This window comes from Rhizobium rhizoryzae (assembly GCF_011046895.1).
In the GTDB taxonomy this organism is placed as follows: domain Bacteria; phylum Pseudomonadota; class Alphaproteobacteria; order Rhizobiales; family Rhizobiaceae; genus Neorhizobium; species Neorhizobium rhizoryzae.
Map to the genome: position 1 here is coordinate 3,218,732 of NZ_CP049250.1, position 16,370 is coordinate 3,235,101.

Below are 16,370 nucleotides of genomic sequence, written 5' to 3' on the forward strand. Positions count from 1 at the left end.
ATCAGCCCAATGGGAAATCAACCCAGGCGCAGACCGATGGCGGTCGCGAAGATCACGCCGAACAGGCCGATCTCTTCGGCACGGTTCAGGCCATTCACCACACGCCGTGCACCCACCCAGTCGCTGGCGTGGTCGTTGAAGAAATCGCACAGTGCATGGCCAGTAAACTTGCCGGCAATCATGCCGTCGAACAGGATTTTCACTGCCCTCTCCGGCTCCATGGCCTTTTCCGGCGCATCGTCTATGCCATAGGTGCGGTAGTTGTCCCGCCCGGTAATCTGCACCAGACCCCTCCCGCGAAAGCGCCAGCCATCGCCGCTCTCGCCGCGCCCATTGCCCATGCGGTTTGAGTAGACACGGTTGGCAATGCGCTCCGGCTTCCTGGCAAACTCATGTTCCTCACCCGGCAGGAAGTATTTCGGAAAGACTCTTCGAAGACCCTCGGCGGAATAGTTGAGGTTCTCCTCCACCGGCTGCATGGCCCCTCCCGTCTCGTGAAAGGCGGTGGCGAGGCAATAGGCCAGAAACCGCGGATCGTGCTTTGCATACTTCGCCTCCCAGGCGCTTAAGAGCACCTCGTGCCCTGCCCTTGCCGCATCCGTTAGCTTCCCTTCATGCAGCCTTGCCCGCACCTGATCGAAATAGCGCGCCCGTTCAACTCTCATGCGAATCTCTCCGTCAGCGTCTGCGCGTTGAAGCTGCAGCGCCGGGATTAACCGTAACGGCATCTTCTTGGCAGAACTTATGCAAATGTTTCAATCGATTTTAAAAATTGCTAATCGGTTTAGGTGGTTAGCACCCTATTTACTTCCCGATAACTGTATGGAACCAACGGCCAGCGCGGCAGTTATTGGGCCTGCGACTGTTCGGAAGGAGATCATGATGATGCAGCAGCCAGCACCGGTTCAACCCGCTGTGACCACACCAAAGCAACAGATTCCGCAGCATTTGGTCGATCGCCTCGAATCCGAATGGCGCCAGATGCGCGAAACCGCTTCCGCACCGGTCATCTCTATCCCGGTCAAGCGCTAATCCCGTTTACATCAAGAACATCGGCTGCGCCGCTTTGAGAAGAAAGCTGGCCTTCAAGGCAGACTGATGCACAAGATCCAGATTTGAAGCCGCTGCCTCCCCGACCTCGGAGGCGCGGCTTTTTTGATACGTTCAGCGTCCCATACAAAGGGCGCTCATAGATTTGGTGACGAAAGCAGATATGCACTGCCATGCATACTCGGGAGGATCGGCCACCCGAGCCAAGGCGAAGGCCTCGTCATCAACTGGAGGTGAGCTATGTGGTTATTTCCATTCAGCTTCACTCATAGAATAAGAAAAACCCGCACGGGCTGGCAGGCTGACGTGCGGGTTAACTTCATAATCTAAGAGCAACGGAGGCGGGGTTAGCGCCCTGTCTCCACTCCAGCTCTCAATATAATCCCAACCTCCACCATCGGCAAGATGCCCCCTCACCTCAACTCACCGCCAGCACCTGGCCGGTATCGTATTGCCGCACGAAATCCACGCGCGCACCGTTCCAGTGGTAGCAATAATGCCGTCCTTGCGTGGGGATGGGGATGACATCGGGCCAGAATAGGCCGATGCATTGGCCGCCCGGCATCCGCACGCTATCCCACAACAGTCCGTCACTGCCCGCATCGCGAAGCCTGCGGCCCTCAATCTGCGAAGCCGCATAATCCGCTTCGTTCAGAACGTCAGGCACGGCGTTTACATCGTGCAGATACCGGTCCACGCTTCCCACCAGCACCCGGAAATCCGAAGTCCATCCGGCAGACTGGTTCGTCGCCGCCATGAAGTTCTGGTGGTGATGGATCGTTTCCGCCAGCGCCACGTCCTCCCTGTCGCCTGCGTAATAGATGCCATAGCGTCCGTCGGAGAAACGCCCCGGCCTTGCCGTGGAGCAATGCACGAAGGGCGCCATCACAAGGCTTGCGCCCGGTCCGCTCACCCGCCTGTGCGCGGGCACTTTGCCCAGATCACCCACCTCGAAGCGAATGCGAGGGTTGGTCTTCGCCTCCACCGCCACCAGCGCCTCCCAGTCGCGCGGGTCGGCAATGTCTTCAAACAGATCGATCGGCGGGTAGATGGAGCGTATGATCCGGAAAGTCTGCGGCCATTCGACATGGCAAAGCACGGCGTCACCGCTCACCAGGCACCCCGCTCCGCATCCAGCCATTTCCGCATGGCGGAGAGATCGGAGAGCTCGCCACGGAGCATCAGATCGAGTGCCGATTGTCCGCCAAAGGCTGCGTTCGGCGTCTTGATCCAGGCATAGCCCCGCGCAGGCTCCTTGAAAAGGTAACGCAGACCTTTGTGAATACCCATCAGATGCGCCATCCGCATCTTCAGATCACGCGGAATCCGCCCCGTGTTCCCTTCTTTCCACCGCGCCCAGGTGCGTGCGGAAACTCCGCCCAGCAACGTGCAGGCTTGCGCATCCGTTATATCCCAGACCTTGAACAGGTTCACTGTGGTGCGCGCCAAGGCTGCCGCTTCCGCATCGGTAATCTCGGCAGACATCGCATCGGCAGGTGTGGAGGCTATCGGCTGAAGCTGCATGATACCTTCTCCTTCTGGCATAAATATAACCTCATTTTGCCAAATGGCAACTTGCGACCTCACAACCCCCGCACCCTTGGCTCACTGCTTCCCTCCAGCATCAGCGCCGTCAGCGCCCAGACCAATGCATCCAGCCGGTCGGGAGAGCGCCCGCCGGAAAGCCCGTCCGGGCCGAAATCGCACATCTGGTCTTCGAGTGCTGAGAACCGTCCGGCATGGGCCACCCGCCCCTGTTCATAGAGTGCGGCCACCGGTTCGGCGCGGGTAAACTTGCCTCGTGTTGCCCGCACCTCAGTCAGCGGCAGTGTCTGGTCTATGCTTCTCAGCATGGCCGCCACCATCTCGCCGCCCTGGTTTACCTCCGCCACCACCCGATCGGCGGAAAAGCGGCGATAAGCCTTCACCACTTCCTGCGCCCATCCGGCGGGGCTCAGGCCCTCGGCAGAACAATCGGCCAGCACCACGGCGCGGCCTGTCTGTTCCACGCCCGCCACCACAATGCCGCAGACGGAGTTTGAACCGGAACCGCTCGGCGGGTCCACCGCCACCACGATCCGCCGCAGCGCGCCGGTGAAACGAATGCGCAGCGCGTCGAGGTCGGCCCGCTTCCACAGCGCGTCTGGCCTGTCGTCGATCAACTCGCCGTCCAGTTCCTGACGACCCAGACGGCTGCCGCCATAGCGCGCCTCCAGCCCTTTCACGAAAGCGGGCGCAAGATTGGCCGCATTGTCGCGGGTGGAAATCTTCACCAGACGCGTGCCTTCCTCGGCGATCAGCCGCTTCAAAATCGGCACCGGCCTTGGCGTCGTCGTCACCAGCTGGCGCGGATCGTCGCCCAGTCGCAGACCGAATTGCAGCATGTCGAACGTGTCGTCGGCATATTTCCACTTGGCCAGTTCATCGCACCAGGCAAAATGAAACTGTGGCCCGCGCAGGCTTTCCGGATCCTCGGAGGAGAAGACCTGCGCCATCGCGCCGTTCGGCCAGATCAGCCTGCGCCGCGATGGTTCGAAATCCGGCCTTTGTCTGCGGGCAATCCGGCAGATACCGGAAACGCCATCGATCATAACCTCACGGGCATCGCCCAGCGTTTCCGCCACCAGCGCAATCCGAAGCTCGCTTCGCTGCCCGGCACTGGCCAGCGCATGCACCCATTCGGCCCCGGCGCGTGTCTTGCCGGACCCTCGTCCGCCCATGATCAGCCAGGTGCGCCAGTCACCCGTCGGCGGCTGCTGGTCCAGCCGCCCCTGCAGCGCCCAGCTGTGGCGCATACGAAGGGCGTGTCGCTGCCATAAGGGTCCATCTTCCGCCATTTCATCGCGTCGATCCGGCATGGATCGTTGCAAAATAGTGGCCTGCGAAGCCTGCATGTGTCCCAACAGGTAACGGCCAAAACGAAGACCCGCCGTACGCTCATCCAGAATGCGGTTCATGTCCTGCTCGAATGTCTGCGCAATCTCCACGGCCTGCTGCATCATCGGCGGGCGGATCGGCGCCAGCCGCACTCCCCTCGCCAGTACCAGCGCATTCGCGGCGCTTCCAGTCGTCAAACAGTTCGCGGGCGCGGTCTTCGATAAGCTTGGCAACTTCATGGACTGCCTCCGGATAGCCGTTTTCGCTCGCCGCCCGCTCCTCTTCGCGCTCGAGGTCCAGCATCAGCTGACGTTGCAGGCTGTCGACCTTCTCGATCGTGCGGACAATCAGGCTCATGGCATCGGTGGCGGCCTTCAGGTCGGCTCGCGCCAGCTTCTGGACTGCCTCGTCGCCACCATCGCAAAGCTCTGCCGCTTTGGCACGAAGATCACGAAAGGCAATGAATTGCGCTCGCATCTCGCGCATCATCTCGGCCAGAAGTGCGCGCTGCTCCTCTGCCCCCGCTGCCGCATCGGCGCTTTTCAGCTCCAGCAAAACCGCATCCGCCTGCGCGCGCATTGCGTCCGGCAGGCCGCTGCCTGCCCCTGGAAAACCAAACAGTGACAGATCGATTTCATCCAGCGCATCCATATCCGCCACCCCGCGAAAACCCCTCATGCTGCCAGCCAAAAAGAAACGGCCCCGGTTTTTGTAAAACCGAGGCCGCCGACTGGAAGCTCTTCATAAAACTGATAGTGCGACCCAGCGCCCCAACCGTTCCCAGCGCTCTTTAACGAGCCTCTGCGAACCATCGCGCCAGTCGCAATTCTTCGACTATGCCCAAACCCTATCAAACGACCGTCACGCCGTCAAGGATTATTTTCCTAACATTATCTTTCACACACCCACGCGAGTTTGTGGTATGCTGCGAGTCGTTATGGTTGAAGCAGGAATTTGCCATTGCACACACAAACCGCTTGTGATGCCCTCGCTAATGGTCTTTGCCTTGAGCTGCGATATGACGGCTTCTCTCGCGTTGTCGAAGTCCACGCTGTCGGGACAACTAAGGACGGCAACGAAGTTATGCGCGTCTGGCAGGTTCGCGGCGGTAGCAACAGCGGCGAGCGATCTGGCTGGAAGATAATGCGGATCGATGAAGCATTCTCTGCCCACATCACCGATGAAAAATCCGAAGCGGCCCGTCACGGGTACAAACGTGGCGACCCAGCTATGCAATGGATACGCTGTCAAATCTAGACAGCCGCAATCGCAATTCCCGTCATCATGGTAGCTACAACTGGAGACGTGCAATGTCAGACCAATCAAGTGTTCCACCATTCTCTCGTGACGGCGGCGCTCCGTTCATTTACTTTGATGTCGTCCCAACAAATGGAATTTTTAACGGTGCAATTCAGATCGAATTGGCTAGCCGCATAATTATTCCTGGCGACCCCGACCCCAAAATCGAGTTTCTGATTAACGGCCACTTGAGATGCAGCCCTGCGGCAGCCTTGGCTTTGAGGGACGCCATTAACAATAGTCTGCAAATGCTTGAGCAGGCGTCCATACCGCAACAAGCTGCGTCTAATACGTTGAACTAGCACTCGCATGACCCTAGAAAGAAACCCGCCTACTTGGCGGGTTTGCTGTCGTCTGATTTGTGATCTTTTGCAGGCGGCGCTTTTGCCAACTTGCCTAGTCTTTCGTTGAAGCGTGCTTCATTGTCGTCTGTTTCCAGTTGACGAGCGGCTTCGCGGAATTTGTCAATTTGAGACTCCACTTTCGCGGGTTTTTCTGCCAATTTCGCCTCATGTATAGATTGTACGTCGATGAAGTCGGACATGACGACTTAACCAACCTTGAAGAAGACAATTATCGTTATCTCAGCCTAACCGGCATAGCGATGAAGGTCACTGATGCTCGTGACGATCTTACGCCACGCTTCGATTGGATCAAAGCTAATGTCTTTGATCATGATCCAGATGACCCTTTGATATTCCATCGATCAGATATCGTTCAACGGAAACGAGCTTTTGGGGTGCTGAACGACGATACGAAACGAGCGACATTTGACGCGCACGTACTCGGGGCGATGTCGGACGTGCCGTATACTGTCATAACTGCCCTGATTGACAAGCATGGCATGGTCAACCAACCAAACTGGCGAAATCAGCACCCATACCACTACCTCATGGAGATACTTGTAGAAAAATTCGTTCAGTTTTTAGAACGAAAGAACGACATTGGTGATATCATGCCGGAAGGCAGAAAAGGCAAGAAAGACGCTGAACTCCAGAAGGCTTTCACAGGTGTTCTTTCGCGGGGCACATACTATGTTTCGCGAACTAGAATGAACGAGCGGATATCTAGCCAAACCCTGAAAATTAGATACAAGCCTAACAATATAGCCGGATTGCAACTTTGCGATCTTTTGGCCCACCCAAGCCACATTTACATTAGGCAGCGCATGGGCCATGCCGTGACACCAGGGGATTATTGCAACCGAGTTACGCCAGTTCTCGTACAACATAAGTACGACAGATCGCAGTCCGGCTTCGTTCGGGGTTATGGCTATAAGTGGCTCCCATAAAACAAAAGCGGGGCTTTCGCCCCGCCTGATGGATTATGTACCATCCGTTCACCGATCGCGTTAGCATCGGGTTGACTAACTCATAATTGAGTCATCACGATTTGTCAAGAAATTCTAGCGATAGTTGTCTAGAAAAGCCTCTATAAGGCTTCTTACATACCAGTTTGGTTATATGTCAGGCGCTTACCTCTTGCACCAAACAAGGCGTTCAACGAGCGGGCGCTATCATCCACGCCAAGGCCGATGCGGTTGTTATAGCGGAAATCAAATTCAGCCAGATAACGGTGCAGGTGCTTCTCAGCGCAATGCTGATACACGCCTTTCATGCCGCGCTTGAAGATCGAGAAGTAGTTTTCAATCGTGTTCGAATGGATAACCATATCGCCCTCGTAGCGAACGTATTCCTTGGCAGAATGCTTCGTCGTCTGATGGTCAACGAAAGAAGCGCCAACCGTTTCATACAGGCGGCTTTCGTCGGTCATCAGGACGCTTTCCTTGCTGACATTCTCGCTGACGAGGTGCGCAACGTTATCCTTGTTTGCCTTCTCAACATGGAACGTGCGGACCATACCCCCACGCTCAACAAGACCGAGAACCGCACGCTTGTGGGCGGGGCCTGTCTTACCGGACTTTGTGAATGGGCGACCGCTCGTCGTTACCGTAGGAGCAGGACCGGACTTTTTGCCAAAGTATGTTTCATCTGCCTCAACAATCTTACCGTTGCCACCCATTGGGCCAAGATCGCCAGAACGCATTGCTTCACGGATGCGGTGCGAAAGAAACCATGCCGACTTGAGCGTGATCTCCAGAACCCGATGAAGCTGGTTAGAGCTGATGCCCTTTTTGCTGGAGCACATCAGGTGAATTGCCTGGAGCCACTTGTGAAGCGGGATATGACTTTCTTCGAAAATCGTACCGATGCGAACCGTGAACTGCTTCCGGCATTCGCCGCATTTCTTCAAGCCGTGGCGCTCAACGCCTTCCGGGTTCTTTTTGGATGGCTTTGAATAAACACCTTCAAGCTTGTAGACGCGGCCCACGCATCCGCAATGAGGGCATACAGGGCCTTCCGGCCACATGATGCTTTCAACGTGCTCGAAAGCCGCTGCTTCATTGTGAAAATATTCTCTCGACAGAACCGACATGGAATTAACCCAACAAACCTAACTTATTGAGTTTGTTATCTCACACGCGTTTGGGTTTGTCAAAGATAATATTAGGATTATTTTCCTATTTTGGTGTTTTCCTAGTCGTAGGTTTTTTACCAACCGATATCGGTAAAAGCGAAATCGTTGCCCTTATAGGCTAACCGGGTGCGATAGGCTTTGGCGCATGCGTAAGACAGGCAGTCACCCATGTTCAGCTTGGCCGGATGATTGACGATCTTGCCGAATTGCTGCGCCGCATCAAGCGCCTTTGCGCCCACATCCGCCGAAATCAGGATCTCCTTCGCCTCAAGATCCAGGAAAAACTGATCGACCAACCGCCGCGACTCTTCCAGCATTTCAGGTGTTGCCGGCTTGTCGCGGCCGGTCGCTTCCGCTTTGCGGCGCGTCAGTGCAAAGCATGCTTCAAGACGTACTATCGGTGAAACGTAGAAAGGGCCTTCATGCTCAGCAAGAAGGTCCAGCAAGTCATCACGATCCTCTTCCCCCGCAAGGATGGCAACAACCACAGAGGCATCGATAAACAGCATCAGGCCTCGCCCCACATTTCGTCTGCTTCCTGCTTGTGGTCGCCTGGCGCGTAGGGACCTGCCTCGCGCGCCATCTTGAGGGATTTCGCAAGTCGCTCACGAATGGGCAAGCTACCCTTTCGGGTAGCGATTTCCCGCTTCAAAGCGGCCTTTACCGCGTCGACCTTGGAGGTCTTTGTCAGGCTGACAAGCTCATTTGCGAGCCTATCGACTTCGGGGTCTTTGATGTAGAGCGCCATGGGATATCCTTTGTTGGATATGAATATATCCTCGGAAGGATATCCTCACAAGAGAAGGCTCCCAGCGCATCGGGTTTGCCGAAAACCGGCTTCCAGTTTTACTGGATCGCAATCGCTCACGTTCCGCAAAACGTCAGCCGCACCTTCTGCTCATCCAGCGGCGCTTCGCGATACTCATCGAATTCGGCACGATCAGCATAAGGCTCGGCCAGAGCCTCCAGCAGGCGCTCGAAGGGTTTGAGGTCGCCTTCCATCGCGGCGCGGATTACCTGCTCGATGCGGTGGTTGCGTGGAATGATGGCCGGGTTGACGCTGCGCATGAGCGATGCTGCATCATGGCGCTCCGGCTCGCGCACCAGCCTTGCCCGCCAGCGCGGCAGCCATTGTTCAGCCTTTTCCCATGGCATGAAACCTTCCGTAAACGCGGCCTCTGCGGCAAGCGCCTTCTGCCCTTCTTCCGCCGCAGCCAGATCCGTCAGGCGCCGGAAGGTCAGCGTGAAATCCGCCTTGCCCTCGTGCATGGCCGTCAGCAGATCCTGCACCAGTTCAGCGTCACCCGTCTCCTCCAGACCCAGCCCCAGCTTGCGGCGGAATGCGGCAATCCAGTGCGACTGGAAGGTTTCGCCGAAGCTTTTCAGTACCTCGTTCGCCTTGGCAACGGCCTTTTCCTCGTCCGCATCCAAAAGCGGCAGAAGGCATTCCGCCAGACGCGCAATGTTCCACTGGCCGATGCCAGGCTGGTTGCGATAGGCATAGCGACCCTGCCGGTCGATGGAGGAAAACACCTTCATCGGGTCATACTCATCAAGGAAAGCGCAAGGGCCGAAATCGATGCTTTCGCCCGAGATGGTCATGTTATCGGTGTTCATCACGCCATGGATGAAGCCGATGCTCAGCCAGCGGGCAATCAGCGCAGCCTGCCGGTCGGAAACCCGCTGCAGCAGCGCCAGATAGGGTTCTGGCTCCTGCTTCAGATCCGGATAGTGCCGGTCGATCACGTAATCCGCCAATAGGCGGATCGCCTCCTGGTCTTCCCGCGCCGCGAAATATTGAAAAGTGCCGACGCGCACATGGCTTGCAGCAACGCGGGTGAACACGGCACCGGGCACCGGTTGCTCGCGATAGACCGGCTCGCCGCTCAGCACGGCAGCCAGCGCCCGTGTGGCGGGAATGCCAAGTGCGGCAAAGGCTTCCGAGATGATGTATTCGCGCAGAACCGGCCCCAGGGCGGCACGCCCATCGCCCCGCCGTGAAAACGGTGTCGGCCCTGCCCCTTTCAGCTGGATATCCCGGCGCACGCCTTCCACATCCACCACCTCGCCCAGCAGGATGGCGCGGCCATCGCCCAATTGTGGAACGAAGTTGCCGAACTGATGACCGGCATAGGCCATGGCCAGCGGCTCCGCTCCCGGTGGCAAAACATTGCCTGCAAAGATCGCGGCCAGCCGATTGGTGTCCTTCGGGTCAAGGTCGAGGGATAAATTTTTCGCAAGCGCCTCGTTGAATTTGATGAGAACAGGCCCCGACACCGCTTCCGGGTAGACGGAAGCATGGAATCGCTCCGGCAGACGTGCGTAGCTATTATCAAATGGAAACAATATCTTAACTCCCGAAATCACGTCGGCGGCATACGCTGCGCCGCACCCAATGTCTTCCATCGCAAATGGGGTGAAAAGCTTTATTCGCAAGGGATGAACCAGAACCGGTCTCGTGCGTTATGGGCGCAGTCTGACGTGTCACCGGCAAGCGCTCCTGAAAATGCGATACTTTGTTGCATTTCCGCTACAGCCTTCCCAGCGCGGCGCACTAGCTAACTGAGCTTCTACTGAATTAAAGGAGTGCATCCATGAAAAAAGTTCTTCTTCTCGCCGCCGCTCTGGGCTTCGCAGGCTCTTCTGCGGCGCTTGCTGCAGATGCCGTGGAGCAAATTCCGGAAGCGCCCATGGCCGTTGAGGCTGCCGTACCGTCCTTCACCTGGACGGGTGGTTATGTCGGTCTGCTCGGCGGTTACGGCTGGGGCAATGCGGATGCGTCCGCACCGGGCATCAGCGCCAGCGATGATTTCGATGGTGGCCGCATGGGCGCCTTCGTCGGCTATAACTGGGCCATGGCGAGCGGCTTCGTCGTCGGTATCGAAGGCGATGTAAACTATGACTGGAATGAGAATTCCTATGCGGGTGGCATCGATGCCGGAACCGATTGGTCTGGTTCCGTTCGTGGCCGCGTCGGCTATGCCTTCGACCGCGCCCTGCTGTTTGCGGCAGGCGGTTATACCGGCACAAACGGTTACGTCGATACGCCGATTGGCGATACCAGCAAGACCTTCCATGGCTGGACGCTCGGCGCTGGCGTCGACTATGCCTTCACAGACAACGTGTTTGGCCGTCTGGAATATCGCTACAACGATTACGGCGACAAGACGATCGGCGGCATCAATGCCGATTTCGACCAGCACGTCGTCAATGTCGGCATCGGCGTGAAGTTCTGATCATCGACAGTTTTGGCTGCCTGAAGAAACCCTCCCCCGGCAACGGGAGGGGGTTTTTGTTTTCATTGCTCAGAACTCGGAAACGAGTCCCAAGACCCTTGGCTTCAGTTCTTCCGGCAACTGCCCTACCACAGGGCCCCTATTATCTCTTTGCCGACGCGTAAAGAACGAGGGAGACCAGGGCAGACGAATGATGCGGTTCGTTACAACCAGGGTTTCAAGAAACAGCCCGCATTGCTGCAGGTGCGCCGGATTGTCGATAATGAAACTCTTATCGTTCAAAAGATCGAGTTGCGTTGTACAGTAAACAACGCTGACAAATGGAAATTCTCGATCATCCTGTGTCCGCACAAATCCCGCATTACGCACAAGACCGGGCCTGAAATAGGGCCCCGGCTTAAAAGGTGTTTCCGCGTGGGGAAAATTGCACCAGACAAAATCCCACTTCAGAGGAAGCGGCAACTCGTCAAGGTCATACGGAGGCAGCAGTTTCACGCTTGCCCGCGAGATCAATTATTGACGATCTTGTAGTCCACAATCGGCCCGTAATGCTCTTCGATCAAGGCGTCAAGCTTCGCGAAATAGGCCGGATCATAGTCGGGTCCAAAGCTGTTGGCGCGCTGGACATCGGCAGATACGAAATCTTCGTCGCACGCAGATGGACCCGGAGCGCGCTTTTGCGCCTTCCGCGTCGCAGAAAGTCCCGCAGCGTATGCAAACGCAGTATCAATTTTACGCTGAACCATCCGATGTCTCCTTGCAACCCATTATGGACTGCGAACGCTGGCCGATCAAGTACCGGCGCATCCGAAGACTTGACAGACTCCTCACTCGAAAAGAATCCGTCAAGCACAGCCTTCGCCAATGCAAGCCCTCACGCCAGGCCGAGCTTCTCCGGCGAATAGCCTGCATCGCGAATGGCCTCTTCCGCCTTTGCCGCATCGCCGCCATCCAGCGTGACGCGGTGGTTGGCAAGATCTATGGCGACCGGCACACCGGGCAGCGCTTTGCTAAGCGCGGAACTCACGGTCTTTTCGCAATGGCCGCAGGTCATGTCGGGAACGTGGAATGTGGTCATGGTCAGTCTCCTTATGCTGATAATTCAGTGTCTTCGACGGTTTGGTTTCACCGGCGGCGCAGCGCTTGTCGCCAGATCCTCCAGAATGGGGCAATCGGGCCTGCCATCGCCGGAACAGCAATGGGAAAGATGCTTCAGCGTCTTCACCATGCCCTGCATTTCGGCAATGCGTCGCTCAAGATCCGCGATGTGCTGGGTGGCAACCTCCTTCACGGCAGCGCTTTCGCGTGCCTTGTCCTGCCAGAGCGCCAGCAGTTTTTGCGTTTCCTCCAGCGAAAAGCCGAGTGAACGGGCGCGGCGGATGAAGCGCAGCACATGCACCTCGTCCTCCGTGTAAAGCCGGTAATTGTTGTCCGAACGGGCGGTCGGATGGATCAGGCCGATCTGCTCATAGTAGCGGATCATCTTGGATGAGACGCCGGACGCCTTGGACGCTTCGCCAATGTTCATCAGACTGCTCCCAGCTTCATGCTGCGCAGCCGCAGCGCATTGGTCAGAACGAAAACACTGGACAGCGCCATGGCGCCCGCCCCGATCATTGGCGAAAGCTGAATGCCAAATGCGGGATAAAGCGCGCCGGCCGCCAGCGGGATGAGCGCCACGTTATAGCCGAAGGCCCAGAACAGGTTCTGGCGAATATTGTTCATTGTCGCATGGCTCACCGCGATGGCATCTGCAACGCCTGTCAGCGCGCCGGAAGAGAGAACCACATCGGCGCTTTCAATCGCCACATCGGTGCCCGTGCCAATGGCGATGCCAATATCAGCGCTTGCCAGTGCCGGTGCATCATTGATGCCATCGCCGACAAAGGCTACCGGTCCCGCCGCTCTCAACCGTTCCAGCGCTTCCACCTTGCCGTGCGGCAGCACTTCGGCCACCACTTCGTCAATGCCCACCTGCGCGGCAATGGCTTTTGCCGTGCGGGCATTGTCGCCCGTCACCATGGCCACCTTGAGGCCCATGGCCTTCAACTGCCGGATCGCGTCCCGACTCGTTTCCTTCAGCGGATCGGCGACGGCCAGAATGGCGGCAAGCCTGCCATCGAGTGCCACGTAAAGCGGGGTCTTGCCCTCATCCGCCAGCCGTGCCGCATCGCCCGCGAAGGTTTCGACCGACAGGCCAAGTTCCACCATCAGCCGGTCTGCGCCGACAGCAATTGTCCTGCCATTCACCTTGCCTTCGATGCCGTAACCCACGCGAGCCGCGAAGCTCTCGGCGGCGGGAATGGAAAGCCCCCGCGCCTTCACGGATGTCACGATGGCTTCCGCCACCGGGTGTTCCGAGCGCGCCTCCAGGGCGGCTACGAGCGGCAGAAGCTCCGTTTCGTCAAAGCCTTGCGCGGTCAGCACATCGGTGAGTTCCGGCTGGCCTTTGGTCACGGTGCCGGTTTTGTCCAGCACCACCGTCTTCACATCGCGAAGGGCCTGCAGCGCATCGCCTTTCCGAAACAGCACGCCCAGATCTGCCGCGCGACCGGTGCCGACCATGATGGAGGTGGGCGTTGCCAGCCCCATGGCGCAGGGGCAGGCAATGATGAGAACCGCAACCGCTGCCACCAGAGCATGCGGCAGAACCGGCTCAGGCCCGACAACATACCAGACAAGGAAAGTGAGCAGCGCGACCCCCATGACGGCGGGCACGAACCAGCCGGTCACACGATCCACCACGGCCTGGATGGGCAGTTTTGCGCCCTGCGCCTGTTCCACCAGCCGGATGATCTGCGAGAGCATGGTATCGGCACCCACCTTCTCCGCCCGGAACCGGAAGCTGCCGCTGCCATTGATGGTGCCGCCCACGACCTGAGACCCCGCATGCTTTTCCACGGGCAGAGGCTCGCCGGACATCATCGACTCATCCACGTTGGAAGAGCCGTCGAGCACCACACCATCCACTGCGATACGCTCGCCGGGACGCACGATCAGCACATCACCCACTTCCACCTCATCGGTCGGAATATCAATGGCTTGGCCGCCACGTTCCACCCGTGCGGTCTTGGCCTGAAGGTTCAGCAGGCGGCGAATGGCCGCTCCCGTTCGCCCCCGTGCGCGGGCTTCCAGCAGGCGGCCCAGCAGGATCAATGTGACGATCACCGTGGCGGCTTCGAAGTAGACGAAGCGGGCGGCTTCCGGCAAAAGCTGCGGCGCAAAGGTGGTGACGGTGGAATAGGAATAGGCGGCCAGAACGCCGATGGCGACCAGCGCATTCATTTCCGGGTGGCCGCGCAAAAGCGCTGGTAGACCCGTTTTCAGGAAGCGGAAACCGGGGCCGAAGATCACCGCCGTCGCAAGCGCGAAGTAACCATAGTAAAGCCACTGCATATCCACCGCGCCCATCAGCCAGTGATGGAAAGGTGCGTAGATGTGACCGCCCATTTCCAGCACGAAGAGCGGCAACGTCAGCACCGCGGCAATCGCCAGATCGCGCTTCAGGACGCCCGCATCCTCCTCATGATGATTATGGGTTTCGTGACCCTCATGATCATGCCCCGTGGAAGGCTTCGGCTTTTCCAGCACAAAGCCTGCAGAGCGGATGGCAGCGGAAACCAGCCGCTTCGCATCGCGTCCGAAGGCTTCCACACTCACATGCCTTTCGCCCTCACTTGTCGTGACGGACACGACCCCGGCAACATGTGAGAGCGCCGCGTTGAGGCGCTCCGCATCCCCTTCCTTCAGTGGCTTTTCCAGCGTGAAGGCAAACATATCCGCCTTAGGCTCATAGCCTGCCTTGCGGATCGCCTCGGCCAGCGTTGCTGCGGAAAAGCCCTCCGATGGCTCCACCGTCAGGCTTTCGGTCGCGAAGTTCACGGCACTCGTCGCCACGCCCGGCACCTTTGCCGCAGCCTTTTCCACGCGCTTCACGCAGGAAGCGCAGCTCATGCCCTCTACCGGAATGATGAGCGGCTCATGGAGATGGTCGGTTCTGACGGTCTGGTTCATGGGATGGAATCCTTGTCTTCCATCCACAGATAGGGCTTCCCATCATGGGAAGGTCAAGAGGTGAGCTACGGTTATTTCGCTGCTATGCGCTTGAAGGGGCAGGCCCAATCAGCGGATGTTTCGCCATTGCTTAATACGGTTGATCGAGCCATCGAGATTACGCTTTATAGAGTAGCCATTTTTCCCGCTAAAGTAGTTCTCACGCATATCTCTGATCACCTTAGCTGCGTCACCGTATGGCGCTACGATATCAATGAACCAAAGATAACTCCCCGATGACCATTGCCCGGCATTGGGGGTTACCCCATCGCTTAGTAATTTCTCATGTGCAGCATCATCCAGAAGCGCCCAGGTGACGAAGGCAATTGGGTCATTCGGTCCATCAAAGTAGATTTTGCACTGCCCCGATTTTAGCGCAGGCAGAAAATTAGCTTGGATATCACTAATGCGCCAATATCGATGCAGCGGAGACTGGAGCGCCAGAGCTGTCATGCTCCCGAGGGCCTCCATGGCACCGAGCTTCTTTACGGCCAATGTGTCGTTCATAATGCTTCATCGCTCCTTGAGACCATTTTGAAATGCTTTGGTGATCGGTTCAAAAAAGTATGATATCAGGCGTCGCTCGGATGTAACCACGTCAACTGTGGCAGTCATGCCGGGAGAAAATGGCACCGGCGCTTCATCAACCAGCATGTGGGATCTGTTTGCCTTCAGCCGAACCGCATATACCCAGTTCGTGCCGCCGCTTTGGCGCGCGTCCGCTCCCAAATTTATCACGGTAGCGGGAATAACCCCGAAACGCTCAGAGGGAAACGCGTCTAGCTTCGCGTAGGCGCTTTGTCCGTTTCTGAGGAAGCCTATGTCTCGATTATCGAAAAATGCTTCGATCTCCAGACCTCCGTTGGTCGGGACAACAGTCATCAGACTTGCTCCTGCTGATACGAATCCACCAATGGTGTGAATGCTGAGGTTTTCGATCCGACCATGGACAGGAGAACGGAGCGTGAGATTCCGCAACTTGTCTTCTGCCGCTCTCAGCGAAGCATGTGAACTACTCAAGGCAATCTCCGCCTCACGCAGCCGCCGACTTTGTGTTGCAAGGTTGTCGGAAATGATTGAGATACGTTGGCGCCTGGTGGCTTCTCCCGACGCTACAAGTGCCGACAATTCGCGCGCGCTGACCTCCGCGTCTCCATCAATGGATCTAAGCTCGCGCAGCCTTTCAAGATGAGCGGTTCGACTGAGAATGCCTTGGCTCATCAGACTTTCAGCAGTTGCGAGGTTTTGCGAAACGATATCGCGGTCAACTTTTGCCTTGTCTACCCGCGCTCCTTGTGCCTGCTGCTGAAACTCCAGTTGCTTTTGCTTGGCGTCGAGCTGCAGCACCTGGTCGCGCAGGGATGCTAGGGTCAAAAC

General features: G+C 57.5%; 21 protein-coding genes. 4 read left to right on the forward strand and 17 right to left on the reverse strand.

Annotated features, from left to right (window positions below; translation table 11 throughout):
* Nucleotides 1-17 precede the first annotated feature (17 nt).
* The gene (locus G6N80_RS21395; RefSeq protein ID WP_165136651.1) at nt 18-665 is read right to left on the reverse strand and encodes a hypothetical protein; all 648 of its coding nucleotides are present in this window, start codon (nt 663-665) and stop codon (nt 18-20) included.
* 217 nt (nt 666-882) lie between these two features.
* Between G6N80_RS21395 and G6N80_RS21400 the strand changes: the two genes are divergently transcribed.
* Nucleotides 883-1,032, forward strand: coding sequence for a hypothetical protein (locus tag G6N80_RS21400; RefSeq protein ID WP_156379005.1), 150 nt, complete (start codon nt 883-885; stop codon nt 1,030-1,032).
* A 436-nt stretch (nt 1,033-1,468) separates the two neighbouring features.
* Here G6N80_RS21400 and G6N80_RS21405 read toward each other — a convergent pair whose 3' ends face one another.
* The 4 genes from G6N80_RS21405 to G6N80_RS21420 form a co-directional block, all read right to left on the reverse strand.
* Nucleotides 1,469-2,167 carry an RES family NAD+ phosphorylase gene (locus tag G6N80_RS21405; RefSeq protein WP_082547042.1) on the reverse strand — a complete coding sequence of 233 codons (699 nt, stop codon included), beginning with the start codon at nt 2,165-2,167 and terminating at the stop codon, nt 1,469-1,471.
* Entirely contained in the window at nt 2,161-2,574 is a 414-nt protein-coding gene (locus tag G6N80_RS21410; RefSeq protein WP_062552836.1) for an MbcA/ParS/Xre antitoxin family protein, read from the reverse strand. The genes G6N80_RS21405 and G6N80_RS21410 overlap by 7 nt, the downstream gene beginning before the upstream one ends.
* A gap of 59 nt (nt 2,575-2,633) precedes the next feature.
* Nucleotides 2,634-3,845 carry a DNA-packaging protein gene (locus G6N80_RS21415; protein ID WP_246251517.1) on the reverse strand — a complete coding sequence of 404 codons (1,212 nt, stop codon included), beginning with the start codon at nt 3,843-3,845 and terminating at the stop codon, nt 2,634-2,636.
* A gap of 142 nt (nt 3,846-3,987) precedes the next feature.
* Nucleotides 3,988-4,605: a hypothetical protein gene (locus G6N80_RS21420; protein ID WP_165136654.1), complete on the reverse strand. Its 618-nt coding sequence runs from the start codon at nt 4,603-4,605 to the stop codon at nt 3,988-3,990.
* A 632-nt stretch (nt 4,606-5,237) separates the two neighbouring features.
* On the opposite strand from G6N80_RS21420, the gene G6N80_RS21425 reads away from it, so the two are divergent.
* On the forward strand, nt 5,238-5,528 hold the full coding sequence (locus G6N80_RS21425; protein ID WP_165136657.1) for a hypothetical protein: 291 nt from the start codon (nt 5,238-5,240) through the stop codon (nt 5,526-5,528).
* A gap of 29 nt (nt 5,529-5,557) precedes the next feature.
* Here the strand turns inward: G6N80_RS21425 and G6N80_RS21430 are convergent, their stop codons facing one another.
* Complete coding sequence (locus tag G6N80_RS21430) at nt 5,558-5,728, reverse strand: hypothetical protein (RefSeq protein WP_165132428.1); 171 nt, start codon at nt 5,726-5,728, stop codon at nt 5,558-5,560.
* Nucleotides 5,729-5,746: 18 nt separating this feature from the next.
* On the opposite strand from G6N80_RS21430, the gene G6N80_RS21435 reads away from it, so the two are divergent.
* A complete protein-coding gene (locus tag G6N80_RS21435; RefSeq protein WP_165136660.1) occupies nt 5,747-6,517 on the forward strand; it encodes a DUF3800 domain-containing protein in 771 nt (256 codons plus the stop codon).
* A gap of 152 nt (nt 6,518-6,669) precedes the next feature.
* Here the strand turns inward: G6N80_RS21435 and G6N80_RS21440 are convergent, their stop codons facing one another.
* The 4 genes from G6N80_RS21440 to G6N80_RS21455 form a co-directional block, all read right to left on the reverse strand.
* On the reverse strand, nt 6,670-7,662 hold the full coding sequence (locus G6N80_RS21440) for an IS1595 family transposase (protein ID WP_165136663.1): 993 nt from the start codon (nt 7,660-7,662) through the stop codon (nt 6,670-6,672).
* Nucleotides 7,663-7,778: 116 nt separating this feature from the next.
* On the reverse strand, nt 7,779-8,213 hold the full coding sequence (locus G6N80_RS21445) for a type II toxin-antitoxin system VapC family toxin (RefSeq protein WP_062552837.1): 435 nt from the start codon (nt 8,211-8,213) through the stop codon (nt 7,779-7,781).
* Nucleotides 8,213-8,452 (reverse strand): type II toxin-antitoxin system VapB family antitoxin, encoded by a 240-nt coding sequence (locus G6N80_RS21450; RefSeq protein ID WP_062552838.1) that lies wholly within the window; start codon nt 8,450-8,452, stop codon nt 8,213-8,215. The genes G6N80_RS21445 and G6N80_RS21450 overlap by 1 nt, the downstream gene beginning before the upstream one ends.
* Before the next feature lie 116 nt (nt 8,453-8,568).
* Entirely contained in the window at nt 8,569-10,050 is a 1,482-nt protein-coding gene (locus G6N80_RS21455) for a protein adenylyltransferase SelO (RefSeq protein WP_246251447.1), read from the reverse strand.
* A gap of 248 nt (nt 10,051-10,298) precedes the next feature.
* Here G6N80_RS21455 and G6N80_RS21460 point away from each other — a divergent pair, with 248 nt between their 5' ends.
* On the forward strand, nt 10,299-10,940 hold the full coding sequence (locus tag G6N80_RS21460) for an outer membrane protein (RefSeq protein WP_062552839.1): 642 nt from the start codon (nt 10,299-10,301) through the stop codon (nt 10,938-10,940).
* Between the two features lie 69 nt (nt 10,941-11,009).
* Here G6N80_RS21460 and G6N80_RS21465 read toward each other — a convergent pair whose 3' ends face one another.
* From G6N80_RS21465 to G6N80_RS21495, 7 genes are all read right to left on the reverse strand, one after another.
* Nucleotides 11,010-11,435 carry a hypothetical protein gene (locus G6N80_RS21465; protein ID WP_165136666.1) on the reverse strand — a complete coding sequence of 142 codons (426 nt, stop codon included), beginning with the start codon at nt 11,433-11,435 and terminating at the stop codon, nt 11,010-11,012.
* A 14-nt stretch (nt 11,436-11,449) separates the two neighbouring features.
* Complete coding sequence (locus G6N80_RS21470; RefSeq protein ID WP_165136669.1) at nt 11,450-11,686, reverse strand: hypothetical protein; 237 nt, start codon at nt 11,684-11,686, stop codon at nt 11,450-11,452.
* Nucleotides 11,687-11,814: 128 nt separating this feature from the next.
* Complete coding sequence (locus G6N80_RS21475) at nt 11,815-12,018, reverse strand: heavy-metal-associated domain-containing protein (RefSeq protein ID WP_244484627.1); 204 nt, start codon at nt 12,016-12,018, stop codon at nt 11,815-11,817.
* 24 nt (nt 12,019-12,042) lie between these two features.
* Nucleotides 12,043-12,468 carry a Cu(I)-responsive transcriptional regulator gene (gene cueR, locus G6N80_RS21480; RefSeq protein ID WP_165136672.1) on the reverse strand — a complete coding sequence of 142 codons (426 nt, stop codon included), beginning with the start codon at nt 12,466-12,468 and terminating at the stop codon, nt 12,043-12,045.
* The gene (locus G6N80_RS21485) at nt 12,468-14,954 is read right to left on the reverse strand and encodes a heavy metal translocating P-type ATPase (RefSeq protein ID WP_165136675.1); all 2,487 of its coding nucleotides are present in this window, start codon (nt 14,952-14,954) and stop codon (nt 12,468-12,470) included. Before G6N80_RS21485 ends, cueR begins: the two co-directional genes overlap by 1 nt.
* Before the next feature lie 108 nt (nt 14,955-15,062).
* On the reverse strand, nt 15,063-15,500 hold the full coding sequence (locus G6N80_RS21490) for a toxin-activating lysine-acyltransferase (RefSeq protein WP_062552845.1): 438 nt from the start codon (nt 15,498-15,500) through the stop codon (nt 15,063-15,065).
* Nucleotides 15,501-15,506: 6 nt separating this feature from the next.
* The gene (locus G6N80_RS21495; protein WP_062552846.1) at nt 15,507-16,367 is read right to left on the reverse strand and encodes an HlyD family type I secretion periplasmic adaptor subunit; all 861 of its coding nucleotides are present in this window, start codon (nt 16,365-16,367) and stop codon (nt 15,507-15,509) included.
* Nucleotides 16,368-16,370: the final 3 nt, after the last annotated feature.

Bases quoted from the DNA above. Each gene is read 5' to 3' on its own strand.
- G6N80_RS21395 (WP_165136651.1), bottom strand. From the start codon at position 665: ATGAGAGTTGAACGGGCGCGCTATTTCGATCAGGTGCGGGCAAGGCTG.
- G6N80_RS21400 (WP_156379005.1), top strand. From the start codon at position 883: ATGATGCAGCAGCCAGCACCGGTTCAACCCGCTGTGACCACACCAAAG.
- G6N80_RS21410 (WP_062552836.1), bottom strand. From the start codon at position 2,574: ATGCAGCTTCAGCCGATAGCCTCCACACCTGCCGATGCGATGTCTGCC.
- G6N80_RS21415 (WP_246251517.1), bottom strand. From the start codon at position 3,845: ATGCGCCACAGCTGGGCGCTGCAGGGGCGGCTGGACCAGCAGCCGCCG.
- G6N80_RS21420 (WP_165136654.1), bottom strand. From the start codon at position 4,605: ATGAGGGGTTTTCGCGGGGTGGCGGATATGGATGCGCTGGATGAAATC.
- G6N80_RS21425 (WP_165136657.1), top strand. From the start codon at position 5,238: ATGTCAGACCAATCAAGTGTTCCACCATTCTCTCGTGACGGCGGCGCT.
- G6N80_RS21440 (WP_165136663.1), bottom strand. From the start codon at position 7,662: ATGTCGGTTCTGTCGAGAGAATATTTTCACAATGAAGCAGCGGCTTTC.
- G6N80_RS21445 (WP_062552837.1), bottom strand. From the start codon at position 8,213: ATGCTGTTTATCGATGCCTCTGTGGTTGTTGCCATCCTTGCGGGGGAA.
- G6N80_RS21450 (WP_062552838.1), bottom strand. From the start codon at position 8,452: ATGGCGCTCTACATCAAAGACCCCGAAGTCGATAGGCTCGCAAATGAG.
- G6N80_RS21460 (WP_062552839.1), top strand. From the start codon at position 10,299: ATGAAAAAAGTTCTTCTTCTCGCCGCCGCTCTGGGCTTCGCAGGCTCT.
- G6N80_RS21470 (WP_165136669.1), bottom strand. From the start codon at position 11,686: ATGGTTCAGCGTAAAATTGATACTGCGTTTGCATACGCTGCGGGACTT.
- G6N80_RS21475 (WP_244484627.1), bottom strand. From the start codon at position 12,018: ATGACCACATTCCACGTTCCCGACATGACCTGCGGCCATTGCGAAAAG.
- cueR (WP_165136672.1), bottom strand. From the start codon at position 12,468: ATGAACATTGGCGAAGCGTCCAAGGCGTCCGGCGTCTCATCCAAGATG.
- G6N80_RS21485 (WP_165136675.1), bottom strand. From the start codon at position 14,954: ATGAACCAGACCGTCAGAACCGACCATCTCCATGAGCCGCTCATCATT.
- G6N80_RS21490 (WP_062552845.1), bottom strand. From the start codon at position 15,500: ATGAACGACACATTGGCCGTAAAGAAGCTCGGTGCCATGGAGGCCCTC.